The organism is Frateuria sp., assembly GCF_035943815.1.
GTDB lineage: Bacteria > Pseudomonadota > Gammaproteobacteria > Xanthomonadales > Rhodanobacteraceae > Frateuria_A.
This window is the reverse complement of record NZ_DASZBU010000010.1, coordinates 227,075-246,040: the sequence shown is the minus strand read 5'-3', so window position 1 is coordinate 246,040 and position 18,966 is coordinate 227,075. Positions and strand designations below refer to the sequence as shown.

At 62.5% G+C, this 18,966-nt stretch carries 14 protein-coding genes; 9 read left to right on the top strand and 5 right to left on the bottom strand.

Annotated elements, in window-relative coordinates; genetic code table 11:
* Nucleotides 1-115: 115 nt before the first annotated feature.
* The 9 genes from VGU65_RS07065 (at nt 116) to VGU65_RS07025 (ending at nt 9,327) form a co-directional block, all read left to right on the top strand.
* The gene (locus VGU65_RS07065) at nt 116-1,078 is read left to right on the top strand and encodes an RHS repeat-associated core domain-containing protein (protein WP_327474087.1); all 963 of its coding nucleotides are present in this window, start codon (nt 116-118) and stop codon (nt 1,076-1,078) included.
* Complete coding sequence (locus tag VGU65_RS07060; protein WP_327474086.1) at nt 1,078-1,374, top strand: hypothetical protein; 297 nt, start codon at nt 1,078-1,080, stop codon at nt 1,372-1,374. The genes VGU65_RS07065 and VGU65_RS07060 overlap by 1 nt, the downstream gene beginning before the upstream one ends.
* Nucleotides 1,375-1,925: 551 nt before the next feature.
* Entirely contained in the window at nt 1,926-2,903 is a 978-nt protein-coding gene (locus VGU65_RS07055) for an RHS repeat-associated core domain-containing protein (RefSeq protein WP_327474085.1), read from the top strand.
* An 873-nt stretch (nt 2,904-3,776) separates the two neighbouring features.
* The gene (locus tag VGU65_RS07045; RefSeq protein WP_327474083.1) at nt 3,777-4,724 is read left to right on the top strand and encodes a hypothetical protein; all 948 of its coding nucleotides are present in this window, start codon (nt 3,777-3,779) and stop codon (nt 4,722-4,724) included.
* Nucleotides 4,725-4,804: 80 nt separating this feature from the next.
* Nucleotides 4,805-5,704, top strand: a complete 900-nt coding sequence (locus tag VGU65_RS07040) for a DNA-binding protein (RefSeq protein ID WP_327474081.1) — start codon at nt 4,805-4,807, stop codon at nt 5,702-5,704.
* 1,252 nt (nt 5,705-6,956) lie between these two features.
* Nucleotides 6,957-7,502 (top strand): hypothetical protein, encoded by a 546-nt coding sequence (locus tag VGU65_RS07035; RefSeq protein WP_327474080.1) that lies wholly within the window; start codon nt 6,957-6,959, stop codon nt 7,500-7,502.
* A 158-nt stretch (nt 7,503-7,660) separates the two neighbouring features.
* Nucleotides 7,661-8,647: a DUF3653 domain-containing protein gene (locus VGU65_RS15630; RefSeq protein ID WP_414655803.1), complete on the top strand. Its 987-nt coding sequence runs from the start codon at nt 7,661-7,663 to the stop codon at nt 8,645-8,647.
* Nucleotides 8,647-8,967, top strand: coding sequence for an SEC-C metal-binding domain-containing protein (locus tag VGU65_RS07030; protein WP_327474079.1), 321 nt, complete (start codon nt 8,647-8,649; stop codon nt 8,965-8,967). Before VGU65_RS15630 ends, VGU65_RS07030 begins: the two co-directional genes overlap by 1 nt.
* An 87-nt stretch (nt 8,968-9,054) precedes the next feature.
* Entirely contained in the window at nt 9,055-9,327 is a 273-nt protein-coding gene (locus VGU65_RS07025; protein WP_327474078.1) for a hypothetical protein, read from the top strand.
* Nucleotides 9,328-9,344: 17 nt separating this feature from the next.
* Here the strand turns inward: VGU65_RS07025 and VGU65_RS07020 are convergent, their stop codons facing one another.
* The 5 genes from VGU65_RS07020 to mgtA form a co-directional block, all read right to left on the bottom strand.
* On the bottom strand, nt 9,345-10,205 hold the full coding sequence (locus tag VGU65_RS07020; RefSeq protein ID WP_327474076.1) for a CHAD domain-containing protein: 861 nt from the start codon (nt 10,203-10,205) through the stop codon (nt 9,345-9,347).
* A gap of 496 nt (nt 10,206-10,701) precedes the next feature.
* Nucleotides 10,702-12,516 (bottom strand): EAL domain-containing protein, encoded by a 1,815-nt coding sequence (locus VGU65_RS07015; protein WP_327474074.1) that lies wholly within the window; start codon nt 12,514-12,516, stop codon nt 10,702-10,704.
* A gap of 16 nt (nt 12,517-12,532) precedes the next feature.
* Entirely contained in the window at nt 12,533-14,170 is a 1,638-nt protein-coding gene (locus VGU65_RS07010) for a methyl-accepting chemotaxis protein (RefSeq protein WP_327474072.1), read from the bottom strand.
* A gap of 597 nt (nt 14,171-14,767) precedes the next feature.
* Nucleotides 14,768-15,976, bottom strand: coding sequence for a tyrosinase family protein (locus VGU65_RS07005; RefSeq protein WP_327474070.1), 1,209 nt, complete (start codon nt 15,974-15,976; stop codon nt 14,768-14,770).
* 369 nt (nt 15,977-16,345) lie between these two features.
* Nucleotides 16,346-18,874 carry a magnesium-translocating P-type ATPase gene (mgtA, locus tag VGU65_RS07000; protein ID WP_327474068.1) on the bottom strand — a complete coding sequence of 843 codons (2,529 nt, stop codon included), beginning with the start codon at nt 18,872-18,874 and terminating at the stop codon, nt 16,346-16,348.
* Nucleotides 18,875-18,966: the final 92 nt, after the last annotated feature.

The window sequence follows — 18,966 nt, the reverse complement described above, 5'->3', positions numbered from 1 at the left end:
ATAGGGTGAGCGTTCGCGCCTGCAACGTAGGTGTTCCGCCTGGCCGTATCGTGCTTCCACAGTGCACAACGGCGCGGTTGGACGATGCGCGGTCATCATGCAGGGGCATAGCGCTATGAAGATCAGCCGAGCCACCCTTCAAACCTTGTTCCTGCTTGGCCTATGGCTGGGGCTGGGGCTGCAAGCCCATGCGCAGGCGGACACGGTGACCTACGTCTACACCGACCCGCAGGGCACGCCGCTGGTGGAGGCGGATGCGCAGGGCAACATCATCGCGCGCTATGACTACACCCCCTACGGCCGCATGGTGACATCGCTGGGCAATCCACCGAACGGACCAGGCTATACGGGCCATGTGAACGATCCGGAGACGGGGCTGGTGTACATGCAGCAGCGGTACTATCAGCCAGACGCGCGGTTTTTGAGTCCAGATCCCGTGGGGCCAACACCGGGAGATGGATATAACTTCAGCCGTTACGCTTATGCAAGCAATAATCCCATCTCAAACATTGATCCGGATGGGCGATCAGACGAATCAAATGGATGTGATATCGAGTGCAAGAGAGAAAAGCAAGAGCAGCGCGAAAGACGGAATGACTCGCCATATACTGGCGGCGACGTGAAGCAATTTTTCGTAGGGGTATTTAAGCGAGTACTAAACGAGCTGCCTAAGGACGCAGGGCAGGAAGATTTTACTTCCTCAAATAATTCCCAGGCCGCCGGAATGATGGCTGGTAGCGTTCTTCTGGGCGCAGTGGCCACGGTTGTTACCGACGGGGAGGTGCCTGAGGCAGATCTCGACGCTACAGCGCCTGTCGGACGGCTGGGCAGCCCAATGGGAGTGCGTCCTGGTACAAACAGGCCAGGGAGTGTCGACGGCCTTCAATATAGCGGTCATGCTTTTGATCAAATGCAAGGCCGCGGCCTCACCCCCTCCGTTGTGAGGAACACTATCGATAGAGGAATATCCTCGCCCGGCCGAAATGGCGCAACAATCCATCATGACAGGACCAACAACATTACTGTGATCACTAACTCATCGGGTAGGGTGATAACCGCCTACCCAGGAGGCGGGTAATGGCTCTTCAAGCTTACAATCTTGTGCTTGGTGGAATAGCTTCTTTTGATGGAAGCTTGCAACAACTCGGTAATCTTATAAAAGATTTGGACGCGATGTGGACTTCTTGTGTGGACTGGTCAGAAGAGGAGCGAAGAGAATTTAGATCTGACTGGGGGCTACTTGAGCAGATTTACGCCGAGGCTCTTGATAAGGAGTCCGCGAAACTTAGTTCACAAGACATCTTAGATAGCCGCGCGACATTAAAGAAAATAAAGAGCAGCCTAGAGGCTAAGGCGTTGAATGAGAGAACGTGACCTGAGGTTAGATGGGGCCCAGCGTCTCAGGAAAAGACCTTGACGCCGGGTGCAATACCAGTTTCATTTAAAGGGGACGTGGCTAATTAATGTTGACTTCGGCCGCGGGAGTTAATTTGCCACGTCCCCTTTTGTCCCTTTTGTCCTCTATGCCACCACCGATCCGAGTCTTCGACCTCCGACGAGATACTCGCTGGCCGCGTCCTGGCCAGCCGTCGTCGGCGCCGCGAGTTACAACTTCCAAAACTGCCAACCGAATGGTGTCTGCAGTACGACAACCACGACGGCAACGTCCATTCCCGAGTTCCTCGTAGGCGGGGCGACCGTCTCGGTGGCTTTGCAGGCCTGCAATGCCATTGGCTGTTCGCCATGGAGCGCGTCGCAGGCGCCGACCAGGGTGAACCAGTGAGGGCGGACCGCATGAAAGGACATGGGATGAGCGTTCGCGCCTGCAACGTGATGAGGTGTTCCGCCTGGCCGTACCCGTGCTTCCACGGTGCACAACGGCGCGGATGGGACGACGCGCGGTCATCATGCAGGGGCATAGCGCTATGAAGATCAGCCGAGTCACCCTTCAAACCTTGTTCCGGCTTGGCCTATGGCTGGGGCTGGGGCTGCAAGCCCATGCGCAGACGGATACGGTGACCTATGTCTACACCGATCCGCAGGGAACGCCGCTGGTGGAAGCGGATGCGCAAGGCAACATCATCGCGCGCTACGACTACGCACCCTACGGCACGCCGGTGGCATCCCTGGGCGCACCGCCCAACGGGCCGGGCTACACCGGGCACGTGAACGACCCGGACACCGGGCTCGTGTACATGCAGGCGCGGTATTACGATCCGGCTACAGGGCGATTTTTGAGTTCAGATCCGATCAGCCCAAGTGCAGGCAACCCTAACACCTTCAATCGCTACAACTACGCAAATAACAATCCGATCATCAATCAAGACCCGAATGGTAAGGATTGCACGCGCTCGGGAAGCACGTTCACGTGTCAGCCTACGATAAATGGTAAGCCGTTGACTTACCTTCCCTCAACGCCACCATTTCCGGCGCCCTCCAATTGGCCTCAGAAAATGGATTCAAACACAGGTCATCACGAATACATCTACGAAACACCTATCGGTAATAAGTCGCCACAGAGTGTCGCTAACGCCATTGCGCAAGACCCGGTTCCGAACGCTAAAGGAAAATCAGCGACACCAGAAGGCACGCCGAATAACGCTGCGCCATCGTCCGGTCCTCGCGCTGTGCTCGCAACGGTGGCAAACGCTGTAGGTTTAGGAGACTCCAGCGTCAAGAGCTATACCTTCAAGGACGCGAACGGAAATACTTGGGAGATGAACGTGACTGAGAATTCGCACACGCTATCGCCAGGCTATGTTCTTCGTGGCGTTGCACAGGGCAACGCGGTGACCTATGGCGAAGGAACAGCTTTGAAGCAAAACCTTGGGCAAGCGTCCGACTTTTTGATAAATGACGTCTGGGTTAACCAGAATCAGAGAAACGTCAATGAGGCGCACTAATATGCTCCCGCTGTGGGTGGGAGGCATAATTGCTCCTTTGTTTGCGCCCTTGATGTTCTTCCTGGCTGTCATGCTCTGGAGTGTCGCGACAGACGGAATTGTTTTAGGGATTCGTGGCTGGGAGGCTGGAGTAGTGTCGGCCGTGATTTTTGTCCTCCCCATGAGCTACGTTGCAACATGGGTTCTTGGCATGCCGTATCTGTACTGGCTCCAACGGAAATCTCAACTATCGACCCTACGCGTTTGTATTGTTGCAATCTTGTTCGGGGTGATTGCCGCCTGGGTGTTTCAGTTTGTTGGTAGAACTGGTCCACTTAGTTGGGTTGCGCTTCGCCATGGAGCGCTCATCGGCGGAGCGTTGGCTGTGTGCGTGGCGCTGCCGATTTGTTGGATTGTCGGGACGCCGAGACGAGAGCAGACGTCAGGGCAGGGCGATTAGGGTGCGTTATCGGGGGTAGCGCAGTCATACTGTTTCCTGCAGCGCTATGATGATCGCGCCGTTCAACCATCGCCCTTGAAGACCATAGAGTTAGAGGGCTAAACCACAGCGCCGGCCGGCAGAGCAGGGAAGGGCCGACCCGGCCCCTCCATATCCGCCGAAAGATAGCCCCCTCGCGGATGCCCGCCGCCTCGAAACACGCCGTGAGCGCTTCGGCACAGCGCCCCAAGATCGATTTGTCGGGCGTCGAATCTACCGCACCCCAGCCCTAGCGAGGCAAAGATCGTGAGATGACGCCAGAAAGTGTGCAGTGCTAAGGTTTACACGCTTTCCGGAGTGCGAGTGCACCAACAAATCAAGGACAAGGCATGTTTTCAGGGGGGAGGTTGGCGCGCGCCAGTGCGTGTTTTTTGGCGTGGATTATCGTAGACGTAATGCGACATCGTCTGGGTGGGCAGGATTGGGCCAATTTTGCCGCTTTCCTAGGCCTCATGACGCTTGCCTCGTTCGTCTATCTGATCTACTACATCATTTCCGAAGATTTGTATCACGAAATTATTGGATCAGTGATTGTGTCACTGGTCCTCATGGGCTTGACTGCGATCTTTCCCCTGTTCGGGATCTTGTTGATCCTTTGGGTCATTTACAACGTCGTGATGACAGTGAAATCAATCATCACGCTGTTCCCCTTGGCGCTATTGAGCATCTTTGCCTCACTGATTCTTTTCCCCCTGTCATGGGGTGAGCTCTTTGGCAATTCCGTGTTTGTCATCTTGCGTCCGATCTTCTATGTCGGACCGAACTTGGGGCAACAGTATGAGGCATCGGTTTCATACTTGGACGTCGCGTTTCTTGCCATAGGCGCGGTGCACTCATGGGTCGTATCCGCCTCGCCTTTGAAGCACGCCTATGCGCGGCTGGCTCTTCTTGGCGGCTCAGTTGGCCTAATAATCCTGTCGATTTGCGCCATCATTGAGGGCATTCGCAACGTCTTCCAGACTGACTGGGTTACCGGCACTCAGAAGGTCCGCGTACCGCAGCACGTGTCGGCGCACGTCAGAAATGGTGGGCATGTTTACGTTCGGGACTATGAACGACATATCACCCAACACGTGGTCAGTACGGTAGCGACGAGAACCGTCGGCTCGGGGGGATTAACGGCAGGCGGCATAGGTGCCGCCATGAACGTGGTTCGCTCGACGGGGGGGCACACTGAGAACCCTCCACCACTGCCACCCCGAGTCCCCACTCGTCGCTGGTGGCATCCTGCGGAATCCCGCAAAGCCAGGCCTATCTCCGCCCACCTAGCTCCCTCGCGTCCCGTCCTTTCACGGCAAGACCGTCGTCCTACGCCGGAGCTTGAGAGCTCTGAAAATGTATGATCGGGAGAAGGGCCGATTAGTCATCACTTATCGCGAGTAGAAAACCCAGAGGGCAGGGCGCCGATCGAGGAGACCATTGCATGCCGCGCGGAATCACCCAGGACCAGGTCAACGCCGCCGCGGACGCCATTCTGGGCGCCGGTGAGAACCCCACCGTAGAGAAAGTGCGTGCCGAGCTCGGCACCGGCTCGCCGAACACGGTGACGCGCATGCTCGATGCGTGGCGCGGCCAGTTGGGCGAACGGCTACGCCAGCTCAGCGCCTTGCCGGAGCTGCCGACGCCCGTGGGGCAGGCGATGATGGGCTTGTGGCAGCTGGCCACCGAGCAGGCGAGCCAGGCGATCGCCGGGCGCTTTGCCGAGGAGCGGGCTGCGTTGGAGGCCGCCCGCGGCGCCCTGGCCACGGAACGCCAGGCTTGGACCGCCCGCTTGGAGGCGGCCGAGACCGATCGCGCTCGGACCCAAGCCGCCAAGGATCTCGCCGAGCACGCCTGCGCTACCCTGGATGCCCAACTGCAGGACAGCCACGCCCTTCGGGCGGATCTCGCTCAGCAGCGGGACCGGCTGCATACGCTGTGTGACCATCAAGCCCATGATCTTAAGGTTCTTCGGAGCCAACTTGCAGAGCTTCAGTCGACGTTTGCCAGCGAGCGAACAAGACAAGAGGCTTACATTCGTGGTCTTGAGGATCGCGCCCACCAGGAGATTGACCGGGCCCGGCAAGAGACCAAGCACTGGCAGCAGCTGTCTGAGACCACGGATCGAGCCCATCAGGACGCCATCACGAAGCTGCTGGCGCAACGTGATGGACTATTTGAGCGGCTTCGGATGGCGGAAAAGGAACTGGCTGTCTCTGCGGGGCAGGTAGCCGGCCTGGAAAAAGCGCTGTCGAAGACCCGGCTGGCGAAGCCCTCTAAGTCCAAAACGGGTCGGGCGAAAAAAGCTGCTGCCGGAGTTCGCGGACGCAGCGGGACACGCTGACCACGCTGGGCACCCGATGCGTCGCCAGGCAAGCTGGCTGGCGCAATCCACCCAGTGCCCACCTTGGAAATGACATTGGGAGGCGTCGATCGCACCGAACAGTTCTCGTGGCGAGTCCCAGCGTATGCGACGAGCTAGCCGCACTATGCTCGGACATTTGTTCGGGGGCTTGGCATGGGCAGCACGTTCAACCAACGTATTCGTGACGGGCGCTTGCCACTGGCGCTTCTAATTCTAGGCATTGGCGCAGGGACACTTCATTGGCAACGCGCCTGCGGCTTGCTTTTTTCGCTGGGGTTAATCGCGCTTGTGTTACGGGGAGCTCTCAGACCTTGCCTTTCCCTTGTTAGCAAAGCGCGCCGGGAAGTGAATACAACCTGGGCAGGGATAAAGCACAGAGTCGACGGCTTGCGGGCCCCTACGCCTATGCCGGCCTGGTTGGAGTTGGCTTGGTATGTTCTGATTTTCCTTTGGATAATTCTATTCTTGCTGCCCGGCTTAACAGGCTCGCAGATTGGCGTGGATTCCGTGGCTAGCGGCCTCTCATGGATAATGATGGGCTTGGGAGTGGTTGAGTGGACGCTACAGGCCTCACGACTGTTCCGACGAGCGTGGGCGCGCTTAGCAGGAAAAATGGTGTGGGCCGCTTTAACAGCCTTGTTCTTCTGCATCGCTGGCGCATGGGCGCGGGAGCTCACCTTCGCACTGACGCATGAGGACCCTGCGGCTTTCCCTTCCTTTGTAGGTTTTGTGACAGTCTCGCTGGTTCCTCTAGTCTGGTGGGCGTTCGTATGCACGATTGGAGCCATGTGGGCCGGTCTCAAGGCTATGAGTGCGCTTCTTGTCCTGCTCTGGCGCCTCAAAGACACGCCTCCAAACAACGCGCCTGGCGAACTCATCAGGGTATTCCGCCCAGCGAGCGCCTTGATGGTCGTGGCCTGGCTTGCACTTCCCGCAGTTGCGCCGAAAATCGTGCCTGGCACCACGATTTATCACGGGGTGATCTTTGTGTTGAGAGGGCTGGATTACTGGCCTCGCTTAATTTGCGGGGCCTCACGACCGTTGCCAACCGTCAAACTAGAGGACGGGCGCTACTCGATAATGACGCCTGAGGGACCGAGCAGTGTCTCTTGTCCTATCCAGAACGCGAGTGGTGAAGCGGACCGACGGCCGCTAGCAAGGAACCGCTAGTACGGGTGCACTTATTTTCTGATGACCGCGCAATAAAATCCTACCATCACTAGGAACGCCCATGAAATTGAGCGATTTCCATATCGGCCTAGAGTTCTTCGCTGGTGCGGGGTTTCACTGGCGCTGCACCGATACCGGCTCCCGGACCGTCCTGGCGATTCGACTCACAGGCCGCACCCCCGAATGGCTGGCCGGACCGCCCTATATCGTGGACGAGGTCGTCTTCGACGAACACAAGATAGCGCGCTGCTATCTGACGCAAGAAGACGCCATTTTGGCCGCGAAACACGCGCACGAGTCGTCTGGACACCCCGGTTACTCGAGCGAGGCGGTCGGAATCATGATCGAAGCCAAATTCGGGGAGGAGGCCGGCAAGTATCCCAACCCTGGCTTGCTTCGCTTCGATCGTCGTCGTGCTGATCGGGAAATTCTTCACCCATACGCCGCCAAGCGAGACGGCCAGGACTGGAGAGTCCTCGTGCATCTGCCTTTCCTCAACGTGTTCGAGGACGTTCCCGAGGCCGACTTCATCAGCATGCCGATCGCGTCCGAGGAAGACGTTCGGGCTAGAGCAAGACGCGGGGCCAAGGTCGATCCGCGCCCATAGGTGACATGGTTAATTGGGTGACACGGTTAGCTGGGTGACATGGTTAAGTGGATGGAGGGAGGTCAACTGTCTCCTACATGAGGACTAATCGATTCCGAAAGCCTCTTTGAGCTACTTTGGGAGCTCAATCCAGCTAAAAGGTGACACGGTAAAGCGGAATGACATGGTTAACTGGTGAGGTGACAAGGTTAACTGGGGAGCGACAGCGCGTGCCAGCACGCACGAGCCGCTTCACACAATTTGACATAATAGACATTATGCGCAATCAAGGACGGATCCCACGGGCCCGCCCTCGGCGCGTATGGCGGCTCTCCCCGGACGGGTTCCGCGAGCTGCGGCATAGCTGCTTCCTGACCCCCCAGGCGTGCGCCAAGTACCTGGGTGTCGCCCTGCGGACGGTCCAGCACTGGGACGCCGGGCGATGCCGCGTGCCCTGGGCCGTGGTGCGGCTGCTGCGCTTCCTGCGCCTGGGCGACCTGGGTGCGCTGGATGATGCCTGGGCCGGCTGGACGGTCAACCGCAACGGGCTGTGGTCCCCGGACGGCAAGCGCTACCACCAGGGCACCATGCGCCACTGGTGGATCACCTGCGAGCAAGCCCGGTTCTGGCGGGAGGACTACGACCGCCGCACGCTCGGGGGTGTGGGGGCTTCAGCCCCCGCGAGGCCGCAGGCCGTGACGCTCTTGATCTCGCAGCCAGGGCGAGGCGAGCAGGACGCGGGCCAGCGCCCTTCCCTCGCGCCGGCAAGGCACATGCCCACCCCGGCGGCCGCTCTGGATCGCGTCACGGAAGAGCCGGCCGGCTCGGCCGCCTGCGGGCAAGCCGCAGGCGCCGCAGGCGGGCGAACGTCCGGCGATCCGGCCCGCGACCTGGTGGTTATCCGGTGTGGCACCGCCGCAGGCGCGGCAATGGCTAGCGGTGGCTTCAATCTGGCGTCATACTGGCATCACTCGGGGCACCTTCCAGCCAGTAACCAAGAGGCTTCCAACATGCCACAAACGGCGCTAGTATGCGGTTTAATCTCCCTGCCCGCCGTGTGCGGGAAGGTCCCTTGGGCTAACAGGGGACCTACCAACCTTAGCGACATGCAATCTGACGCCATTCTGGCGTCATACGCAAACCCGCCCCGCTCAGGGGTGGCGTGATGGCCAGCACCACCCTCCGCTTTCCTGACCCGCTGAAGGCCGAAGCCCAGGCATACGCGGACACGCTCGGCGTGTCGCTCAATGCCCTGTGCGCGATCGCGCTGCGTGACTACCTGGACGCCCGCAAGCCTGAGGCGGTGAAGCCTCCCGCCAGGGTGGCTTTGCCGGCACAGGCGCCGGCTGCGCAGGCTCGCAAGGCAGACGCCAAGACGGCGGCAGCACAGGGACCTACCGCGCTTCAGGTGCCGAAGGTGGGAGCGAATCAGCCGTGCCCGTGCGGCAGCGGTCAGAAGTACAAGCGCTGCCACGGCAGGGCTTGAAGGTGCGGCACCCGGTCAACTTGTCGAGGGTGGGCCGGGTGCCGCGATTGCAACAGCAACCGGGGCTGAGCCCCAAGGGATCATCGCATGAAAAAGATGGACCGAGTCACGCGCTGGCGCTTCCGCCTGAAGGTGTGGCAGGAGGTGCTTCAGGTCGCCAATACGCTGCTCGCAGAGGACGCTGCGGCGGGAAAGGTTGAGCCTGAAATGGTCAAGGCGCGCCGCTCGATAATGCGCCGAATTAGCCGTCTGCGGCGGTCGATAAACGGCGCTTTGTCACGCCGCAAAATGAACGGTTTGCACCGGCTTCAAAATGCCGCCGATAATGCTCCACGGTCGGGGGTGGCAAATGGCAAATAAGCGCCGGCAGTTACACATTATGCGCAATTAAGGTTCCCGCGAGGCCGCCGGTCAAGGGTTACTACCGCGCGCTTGACTAGCTTTGACTCACGCAGCGCAAGTTGCTCGCGAAGCTGCAGCGCTATTTCTCCGTAATGCGGCAGATCGCTCATTCGCCGCAGCACATTACGTAGCATCTGTTCGTCACGGAGTGCGCCCAACTGGTCGCTGAGCCTGTGCAGCTCTTTGAGCTTCTTGCTCGCGGACTCCTTCACTGCGTTCTGTACTATTTCGGGCGCTATCTCGGAAAGTGCTTCTATTTGCATTCGCAGCTTACGCACGCGCCGCCGCCAACGGTGCAGGTTTTGCGTTGTCGGATCGGCCTTCGCGCGTGTTTCCGCCTTGGCCACACGACGAGAGCTGTGCGCAAGCCTCTGCTGGATATCTTTTGGCTTGACCCGAGCCCAAGCCATGTCATCCAGTTGCCGTGCGGCGCGCTCGACCGCAGCGCGTCTACGGTGGAAGTCGATATCTCGCGCGAGCGACCGTTGAACCAGCGCATCGCGCCGTTGCACAAGACGATCGATAGCAGGCTGCCATTGTTTCGACGTGTCACTGGCGGCGAGAGTTTCAGCGGTGGCGATTATGACGTGCGCATCGCGGAGCGTCGAAAGGCTGTCACCCAGGCGCTCCAGCACCCGATCAATCGCCGCAGCCTCCGCCAAGCCATAGTCCACCAGAGACAGCAACGCGCGAAGGTGCCGGATCGACTTCCTCGCCCGGTGGATGGACAGGTGAACACGGTGTAGCGAGGCGAGCGCACGAAGAATTGCCGCACATTCCCTCCGCACCATTGCCCGCATTTTTTCCGCGAGTTCCGAAGCCGTTCTCGACGACATCGCGACTTCCTCAGGCCGGAAGGGCATCCACCATAGTTGCGTTGCCTTCGGTACACCAGCAGGCGCTCTTCGGAGCGACTGGGCCGCGCCCACCCTGCCCTCACGGCAGGCCAAGGGAAGTCGTTACGAGCGTAGGCCGTCCGGCTTCACCATGCAGACGCCCAACAACCGCGATGACCGCAACCACCTGATCTCCAACGGCGCCTAGTGTTCACGGGGAGTGTCCCGCAGGTGGCTGCGAACCAGAGGCGGCTCCGTTCAACCTGACGGCCGTCGGATTTCGACGGCGCGGTGAAAGGCTGAGGAACGACGACCTACACCCTATGTAATGGCCAGGCGGTACGCGGGATCTTCCGCTGTCTCATCTGCCCCAAATAGGGGAATACAGATCTGTCCAAAACGAGCGAGTTCGCCCTAGCCAGCCCGCTCGCTCTTACCGGCGATCGACCTTTCGCCAGTGAGGCGCTCGATCCCGTTCGCTCGGTCGAACGAAACCTCACGCCGGCAAGCCATCCACTCGCTCCAGAGGCAACCAACCGCCGGTGTGGATCACGTGCATGGGCACCCCTTGGCGTCGCGCGCGCCGCTTGGCCCGGGCCGCGAGGCGGGCTATCAGCTCTACGCGTATGGGAAAAGGAGGCGCCAGTGCCACCGCTCCGATGGTCACGGAAGTCAGGGGGAACGTCTGCCACATGCCGTGGCGATCCTTGGCCTGCAACTGGCCGCGACTGAGGTGTTGCGGATCGAACAGGGCACGCGAGCGGTGGGTGAACGCTTCGATCATGCCGTGGCAGCGTTCGTGCCAGGTCGCGCTTTGCATGAGCAGGAGGAAATCATCGCCGCCGATGTGGCCCACGAAGTCAGCATGCGCATCCACATGCTCGGTCAGGATGTCGGCGAGCAATTGAATCATCCCGTCTCCACGGAAGTATCCGTAGAGGTCGTTGAATGGCTTGAAGTCGCTCAGGTCCACGTAAGCCGCGACAAACGGTACCGCGCTACCCAGCAGACGGCCCAAATGCTTCGTGACCGGGATATTTCCAGGCAGCAAGGTCAGCGGATTGGCGTGTCGAGCTGCATCGATGCGCAGTTCGGTAACACGGCGCACCAGAGACTCGCCCGTCCCAAGGCCCAGGTAGCGGCCTTCACGGGTCACCACGAAGCCGTCGGCCAGATAACGCTGATCCTCTCCGCGCAGGATCTCGGCCATGCTGTCGAGGCTCCGCTGCGCCTCGCACAACAGCGGTTGCTCGTTCATGAAGAGTGCGCACGAGCGCCTGCCGAACAGCTCCCGGTTAAAGGGCTTGGCCATACGCTCGGTGAACTCGCGCCGATTGATCAGGCCGACCGGCTGCTGGTCGATAGTCACCGCCAACGCGTGCAGGTGCGGGTGTTGCGTGAACAGGCGCTCGACCTCGGCCACGGTGTTCGCCGGGGTCAGGGCTGGCGCCGGAATCATCAGATGTTCGGCTCTGACCGCGTGTTGCATGAGCGGCCCCTTGTGTCTTGGCGGCACCTGAACACGCTGGCCCTGCAGCGCAATGTGCGCCGCTTCGGCGACCTGGGTTGCAGGCTCTGTCGCCGGACGGCCCAGCAAATAGCCTTGCGCGTATGGGATACCGAGCTGGCAGAGCATGCGAAGATCAGCCGGTTCCTCCACGCCCTCCCCGATCAGTTCGGCGCCGAGTGTCTCGGCTACCCGGCACAAGGCCTGCACGATCGCCAGCCGTTCGGCACTCGTCGCCAGGCCACTCACCAGATAACGGTCGATCTTGACCACATCCGGACGAACCTCATTCCACATCTGAAAGTTAGAATGGCCGTTGCCGAAATCGTCCATTGCGACGCGGACGCCTCGCGCACGCAGGTGCGCGATTGAAGCGGCGAGTTCATCGGGGTTATCCACGATGTCGCGCTCGGTCAGCTCTAATGTGATCCGTGCCAAATCCAGGCCGGGGGCAGACAGCGCCGCACGCACCTGTTCCGGGCGCAGCCCACCCTGCAGGATGGCTTGCGCGCTCAAGTTGACCAATAGACGCCCTGACTCGCCCCGCGCTGCAAACGTGGAACAGATGGTTCGTACGGCGTGCAATTCAAGTTCCGCCAGGCGCCCGAGCTTGCGTGCCTCGTCCAGCAGGTGCGGCATGGTGACGCCCGGGCCAACCATCGGCCGGCTCAGACCTTCATGCGCCACAATTTCCAGCGAGCCCAGGTGGACGATGGGCTGGAACACCGGGCGCAAGCCTGCCGGCTGCAGGGCTTGATCGAGCAGTTCGCCGGGTCGAGCCAGGACGTTTTGGTCGGATGACATCACGAATGATCGCGACTCAAGCGAGCAACGGGGCGGCATCGACCGCCACACCGCCCTGGCGAAGTCGATCTTGTTGTTGGGTGTCGACGCGCTCGCCGGTCAAGGAGAAAAAGCCGACCACCTCCAGCAGCGTATGCGCGCTCCCCGTCAGGCTCTGGCTCGCCACAGCCGCCTGCTCGCCGAGTACCGCGTTTTCCTGGGTCGTCGCACGCATGTGCTCGGCCGTTTCGACCAAGACGCCTACGTCGTGTGCGTTCCCGCGACTTGTCTTCGCCATCGCCGCAACCATACCGGCCAGTCGATCGACCGACGAGGCGATATCGCCCAGTACCTCACCGCTCCCCCGAACTTGGGCCGTTCCCTCGGCGACCGCCCGCTCGCTCTCTTCAATCAACAAACGGATACCGCGCGCGCCCTCACTGCAGCGGCCGGCGAGCTGCCGCACTTCATCAGCAACCACCTTGAATCCACGACCGCGCTCACCGGCGTGGGCAGCTTCGACTGCTGCGTTGAGGGCCAGCAACCGTGTCTGGAAGGCAACCTGATCGATCAGGTCGAGGACCTCGCCCATGCGGCGGCCCGCGAGTTCGATCGCCTGCATTGATCCGACCGCTGAAGCGACCGCCCCGCGGCCACGCTCGGAAAGTTCACGAGCATCGACGGCGGCTCGCTCGGCCTCCACCGCATGTGCCATATCCGCATGCAAATCCGCTTTCATGCGCCTAAGGGAGATCGTGGTTCTGTCCAGATAGCCGCATTGGGCCTGGGTGCGATCACTGAGCGCTTCGTTGCCGCCGGCGATAGCCAGGGCCGCTTGCTCGACGGTGGCGGCGCGCTCGCGGACCTTGGCGACGACCGTACCAAGCTGCGTGTCCATACCCGCCAGTGCGCCCAGCAGTCGATCGATCTCCCTCGCCTCGCTTCCCCCGATGTCGTGTCCCAACCGCCCGCGCGCGATGGCCGAGGCGACATCCATGGCCTTGGTGAGCCCGCGGCCAATGGAGCGCAGGACCATCCAATCCGCTCCCACGGTCAGCAGGAGCATGAGGCTCAGCAGGCCCGCGAGCATGGCAAGTGCACGCTGGTTATCCCGATGCTGGCTCTCGGCTTCGCTCGAGCCCTTTTCGAGGGCCTTATCGAAGAGGTTCGCGTAATCGGTCTTCAGGGGAATCAACGCTGGCTGCAGGTCGCCCGAGACTTTCAACTGGGCCATCGTGAAGTCCCCACTCTTGAGGAGACCCATGACTTCGTCGATGAGCGCGTCTGTATCGGCACGATGACGTTCCACGAGCGCCAGCGTCTGTGACTGAGCGCGGCCAAAGTCACTGTCGGCAAGCGTCTTCCAGGCACGCGCCGCGCTACTGCGATCCCTATTCACCGCAGTCGTCGCATCATCCGCGGCGGAGGGCAATTGCGTAAGCACGGCATGAAGCAGCGCCTGCATCAAATCGTCGTAATCGCTCTGGATGCGTCCAACCGCTGCCACGGGCGTCAGCGTCTCGCCCACAACCTGCTGCAATCGCCGGTCGGCGCGGGCGAGCTGAGTGGCTGCGATGCCGCCAAGCAGAAGCACGAGCATGACCGAGCCGATCAGCCGGATCAGCAATCGCGCCCGCAGGGATGTGGAACGCAGGGATAACCTCCGCAGATGCATGTGACCGCTCGCGCTGGGATGCCGCTTGGGGATGGCGTCAGTGAGGCTGATTGTCTCGACTGCTTTATCGCCGGCTGTTGCAACGAATTGTCAGTACGGTGACAAGCGACTCGTGCAAGCACCCGCCCCGCGCAGACTGTCCGGCGACCCGGTTGGAAAATGAGCGAAAGTCCGGAGCGTCCCACCCGCGCTGCTGAAGGACCCGTGTCGATAGATGACGCCCTGCTGCCTGCGGAGCCAGATCGCCTTGGGCCTGGCCAGGTGGTTCCGCTTAGTCGCGACGGGAGCACGAGTCTCGTGTGCGATCGATCTCAAGGAGCGTCCCTGCCCTCGCTTGCGCCACTTTGCAGAAGACGAGCGGTTGTCGTGTTGTCGCCCAAGGCGTTCGCGTCGCGGCGCGGCGTTCGGATCTGCGCCGTCGACAAATGCTCGGCAACGGGGACAGTGGATATGAGGGACAACGTAAAAAAGCGCAGTGCGTAGGTCTGCACGCTCGCTAGGCTGGTCGCAGTCGCGTGCGGCTGCATCGGCGCAACACCGGGCGCAAAGACCCCTTGCAGCGCAGGGCTCTCTGCGCTGCAAGGGCCACCGGTTCGTTCAGTCGGCCTCCACCCACAGGCGGTCGACCCGGATCGCATCGGCCTGCGGAGCGCCTTCGGTCTCCTCCCGAACGAAGCTGAGCGTGAGCTCGTCCAGCGGTGCGGGCCAGATCCGGCTCAGCACCTGCTGTGCGGGCAAGGTGATCCTCACCGGTCCGTGCATGGCCATCATGTTGCCGCCATTGGCCATGGCTTGCGCGTGCAGGGCCGCGCTGACCTCGAAGGGCCCGAGCGTGCCGACCAGATAGTTCTGCTCCGGTTGCGCCGGGCCCCGCGCCGGCAGGTTCAGCAGGATCTTGTAGAAGTAGCCGCCGCGTGCTCCCGCCGGGGTGACGGTGATGCCGTCCAGCACCACGCGTAGCGCATTGCCGGTCGTCTGCGACACGCCGATGACCAGGCTGCGCACGCGGTCGCGCCCTTCCCTGTTGAGCACGATGCGCACGCGCGACGATCGAGACCCGAGCACCAGGCCGCCGGCGCCGCCCAATGACGCCCCCTGCGCCGGCAGGGGCGCGACCACGGCGTCCGATATGGATGCAGGCTGCGCGGCATTTGCCTGCAGGCCCAGCTGGCTCGATGGCAGAACCGATGCGTCGTAGCGGTAACCCAGGACGCCGGGCGAATAGGTATCGACCCGCGGCATCCCCGCGACGGCCGCTCCGTAGATGAACGAGCCGGACCAATAACTGGAGGTCGTCGACGGCATGTGGCGGCCGCCGCCTGCGTGGACCCACGCATCCCACAGGCGATCGATGTTGCCGTGATGCAGCCAGAAGATCGGGTCGCGCGGCGAGATGGATACGTTGGCCATGGCGCCGCCGATCAGGTTGTGGACGGGGTTGTGCGGCGCGCTCTCCACCGCCGGCTCGAAGGCATCGGTCCAGCCTCGCGGGAAATTGGTCAGGCTGCTGCCGAACGCGGTCAGGCTCAGTGCGCGGGACACGTCCTTGCCCGTTCGGCCGGCCAGGTAGAGCGGCGAGCTGGGATTCTGGAACTCGGTCGGCAGGATCGGCTCGTTGTAGTAGTCCCAGTAAGGCAGCACCAGCGCGCTGTTTGCCGCGGCCTTGCGCAGCTGTGCCTCGAAACGCACGAGGAAGCCGCGGTGCCAGGCGAGGAAATAGGGTTTGCCGTGCGGGCAGTAGTGACCGTGCACGCCGACCCAGTAGCCCCAACTCGCCGGGCTGGCCGTGTTCGTGTTGGCGCGCATCGTGCTGACCGCCCGCAGGAAAGACGGGTACAGGGTGCTCTTGCGAAAACTCGACCATGACGGTCGCGTGCGCAACGTGGTCGTCGCCTTGAGCACGCTTCGGGGAAGCATAGGTACCAGGGCAAGGGAAGCCGAGGCTTGCAGGAATTGTCTGCGGTTGATCATCGCGTTCCTCCACAGATTGCTTGGCTGCCGGCAAGTCGTCGCCGCAGCCCTTGATCGCGTGCACCAGGCGCGCGAAGGCAACCTAGGTCGATGGAGGAACGCGGGTTTGATGCACATCAACCGTCCAGGAGATGTGCCGCGCGACGTCGTGAAGGGACTCTGCCGCGCGATCTTGCGCAACAGTCCGCTGGGTTCCACGAGTGACTACGCGCGCGGTTTCGCGGGCTGGCCGGCGCGCATGAACCGCCCCTTCAGCAACTGCACGAGCAGCAGGTAACTCGCGTTCGCCAGCGCCAGGAACACGAAGAACGCCGAAGGCAGCGGCACGAAGCCGAACAGCCCGGCCAGTGGCGTCCACGGCAACACCAGTCCTATCGCCACCACCGCCGTGACGCTCGCCAGCAGCGGCACGGACGGCCGACTGCGCAGCGGGTTGCCGCGCGTGCGTATGACGAATACCACCAGCGTCTGCGTGGCCAGCGACTCGATGAACCAGCCGGTGTGGAAGCTCGCGGCGGTAGCGTGCAGCCAGCGGATCAGCACGTAGAAGGTGAGCAGGTCGTAGATCGAGCTGACCGGGCCGATGCAGACCATGAACCGGCGGATTAGCGGCACGCTCCAGCGCTGCGGGCCGCGCAACTGGTCCTCATCGACGTTGTCCGACGGAATGGTGGTCTGCGCAAGGTCGTAGAGAAAATTGTTGAGCAGGATCTGCCCCGGCAGCATCGGCAGGAACGGCAGCGCCACCGCACCGACCGCCATGCTGAACATGTTGCCGAAGTTCGAACTGGTACCCATGAAGAGGTACTTCATGACGTTGGCGAATGCACGCCGTCCCTCCAGCACGCCGGCGTGCAGTACGTCCAGGTTGCGCTCGCGCAGCAGGATGTCGGCGCTGTCGCGGGCGATGTCCACGGCATTGGCCACCGAGATGCCCACGTCCGCCGCATGCAGCGAGGGCGCATCGTTGACCCCGTCGCCGAGGAAGCCGATCACCTCGCCGCGCGCCTTCAGTGCCAGGACGATGCGGTGCTTCTGTTCCGGGGAAACCCGGGCGAACACCCGCGTCTGTTCGGCGAGCAGGCCCAGCGCGGTCTCGCTCATGCCGCGAAGCTCCTCGCCGATGACGATGCGCCCGGGGTCGAGTCCCGCTTTTTCGCAGGTGTAGCGCACCACGCGTTCGTTGTCGCCGGAGAGCACCTTGAGCTCGATGCCGTCGGACGCGAGCGCCTGCAGGGTCTGAGCGACGCCGGGCATCAGCGGATCGTCGAAGGAAACGAAGCCGGCCAGCACCAGCGCGTCTTCGTCCGCAGTGGCGTACCGCGGCTGCGCCTCGACCGGGCGCCAGGCGACTGCGAGCACGCGCAGCCCACGCGCGCCCATCGCCTCGTACGTGCGCACGCAGTCTGCTCGACGCGCCTCGTCAAGCCGTAGAGTGCTGCCCGCCGCCTCGCACTGCGTACACACGACCAGGACCGATTCCGGTGCCCCCTTGGTGACCAGCCAGCGCTCCCCTCCCCGCTCGGCGACGATGCTCATGCGGCGGCGCTCGAAGTCCAGCGGAATTTCATCCAGCTTGCGCCAGCCGGCGGGTGGCGCGGGACAGTCGCGAAGGATCGCGGCATCGAGCGGGCTGCGCGTTCCGGTCTCGAACATGGCGTTGAGGGTGGCCAGCTCGGCGGTCTTCGTCGACGGCGCGCCGCACGCGTCCCACGCGCCGTCCACTGCCGTGTCCCCGCGGGTGATCGTGCCGGTCTTGTCGCTGAGCAGCACGCTCATGCTGCCGAAATCCTCGATCGCGGCCAGGTGTCGCACGATCACCCGCCGGTGCGCCATGCGCACCGCGCCGCGCGCCAGCGTCACCGTCGTGATCATCGGCATGAACTCCGGCGTCAGCCCGACCGCAAGCGCAAGCGCGAACAGCAGCATCTGCAACGGCGGCCGATGCAGCACCACGCCGATCAGCAGGACCGCCAGCACCAGCATCACGACGGTGCGCATGATCAGGCCCGCGAAGTCCTTCAGGCCGCGCTCGAACTCGGTCAGCGGCGGACGTTCGGCCAGCCGCTCGGCGACCTCGCCGAAGGCCGTCGCCGCGCCGGTCGCCTCCACCCGGGCCTGCGCCGTGCCGGCGACCACCGCGGATCCCAAAAACACCCTGCCCTTTGCATCCAGTCCGTCATCCGCGTCCGCGGGCGAGGGCTCCTTCTCCACCGGCAGCGATTCGCCCGTCAGCGCGGCCTGCTGCACGTGGAAGTCGCGCGCCTCGAGCAGGCGCGCGTCGGCCGGCACCTGGTCGCCGGCGGACATCCGGATCAGGTCGCCGGGCACGAGCTCGCGCCGTGGACGCTCCTGCCAGCGGCCATCGCGGCAGACGGTCGCCATCGGGGTGATCTCCGCCCGCAACCGTTCTGCCGCGCGTTGCGAGCGGAAGCCGAGCGCAGCGTTGAGCACGAGGCTCAACAACACGATGCCGGCGATGATCAGCGCACCCAGCACGTCACCCAGCGCGCCGGAGGTCGCTGCCGCCGCTATCAGGATCGCCACCAGCGGGTTGGCGAGGGCGCCGGTCACGGTGACCAGCAGGCCCGAGCCGGTGCGGCGGAACGCGTTGGGACCGTAGCGGCCCAGGCGCCGGACAGCCTCCGCTTCGGATAATCCGGCGCAATTCGGTTCGGTAGGCTGTGCCGGGGGAGGCGTCGGACCGGCCGCGAAACGGGTTGTGGAATCCATGGCCGCACCGTGCACGCAAGCGCTGGCGCGCGGTTGATCGGGGTCAAGTTTCCCCGCGATGGCGGCCGCATCGGTGCAACTCAAAGTCGCGT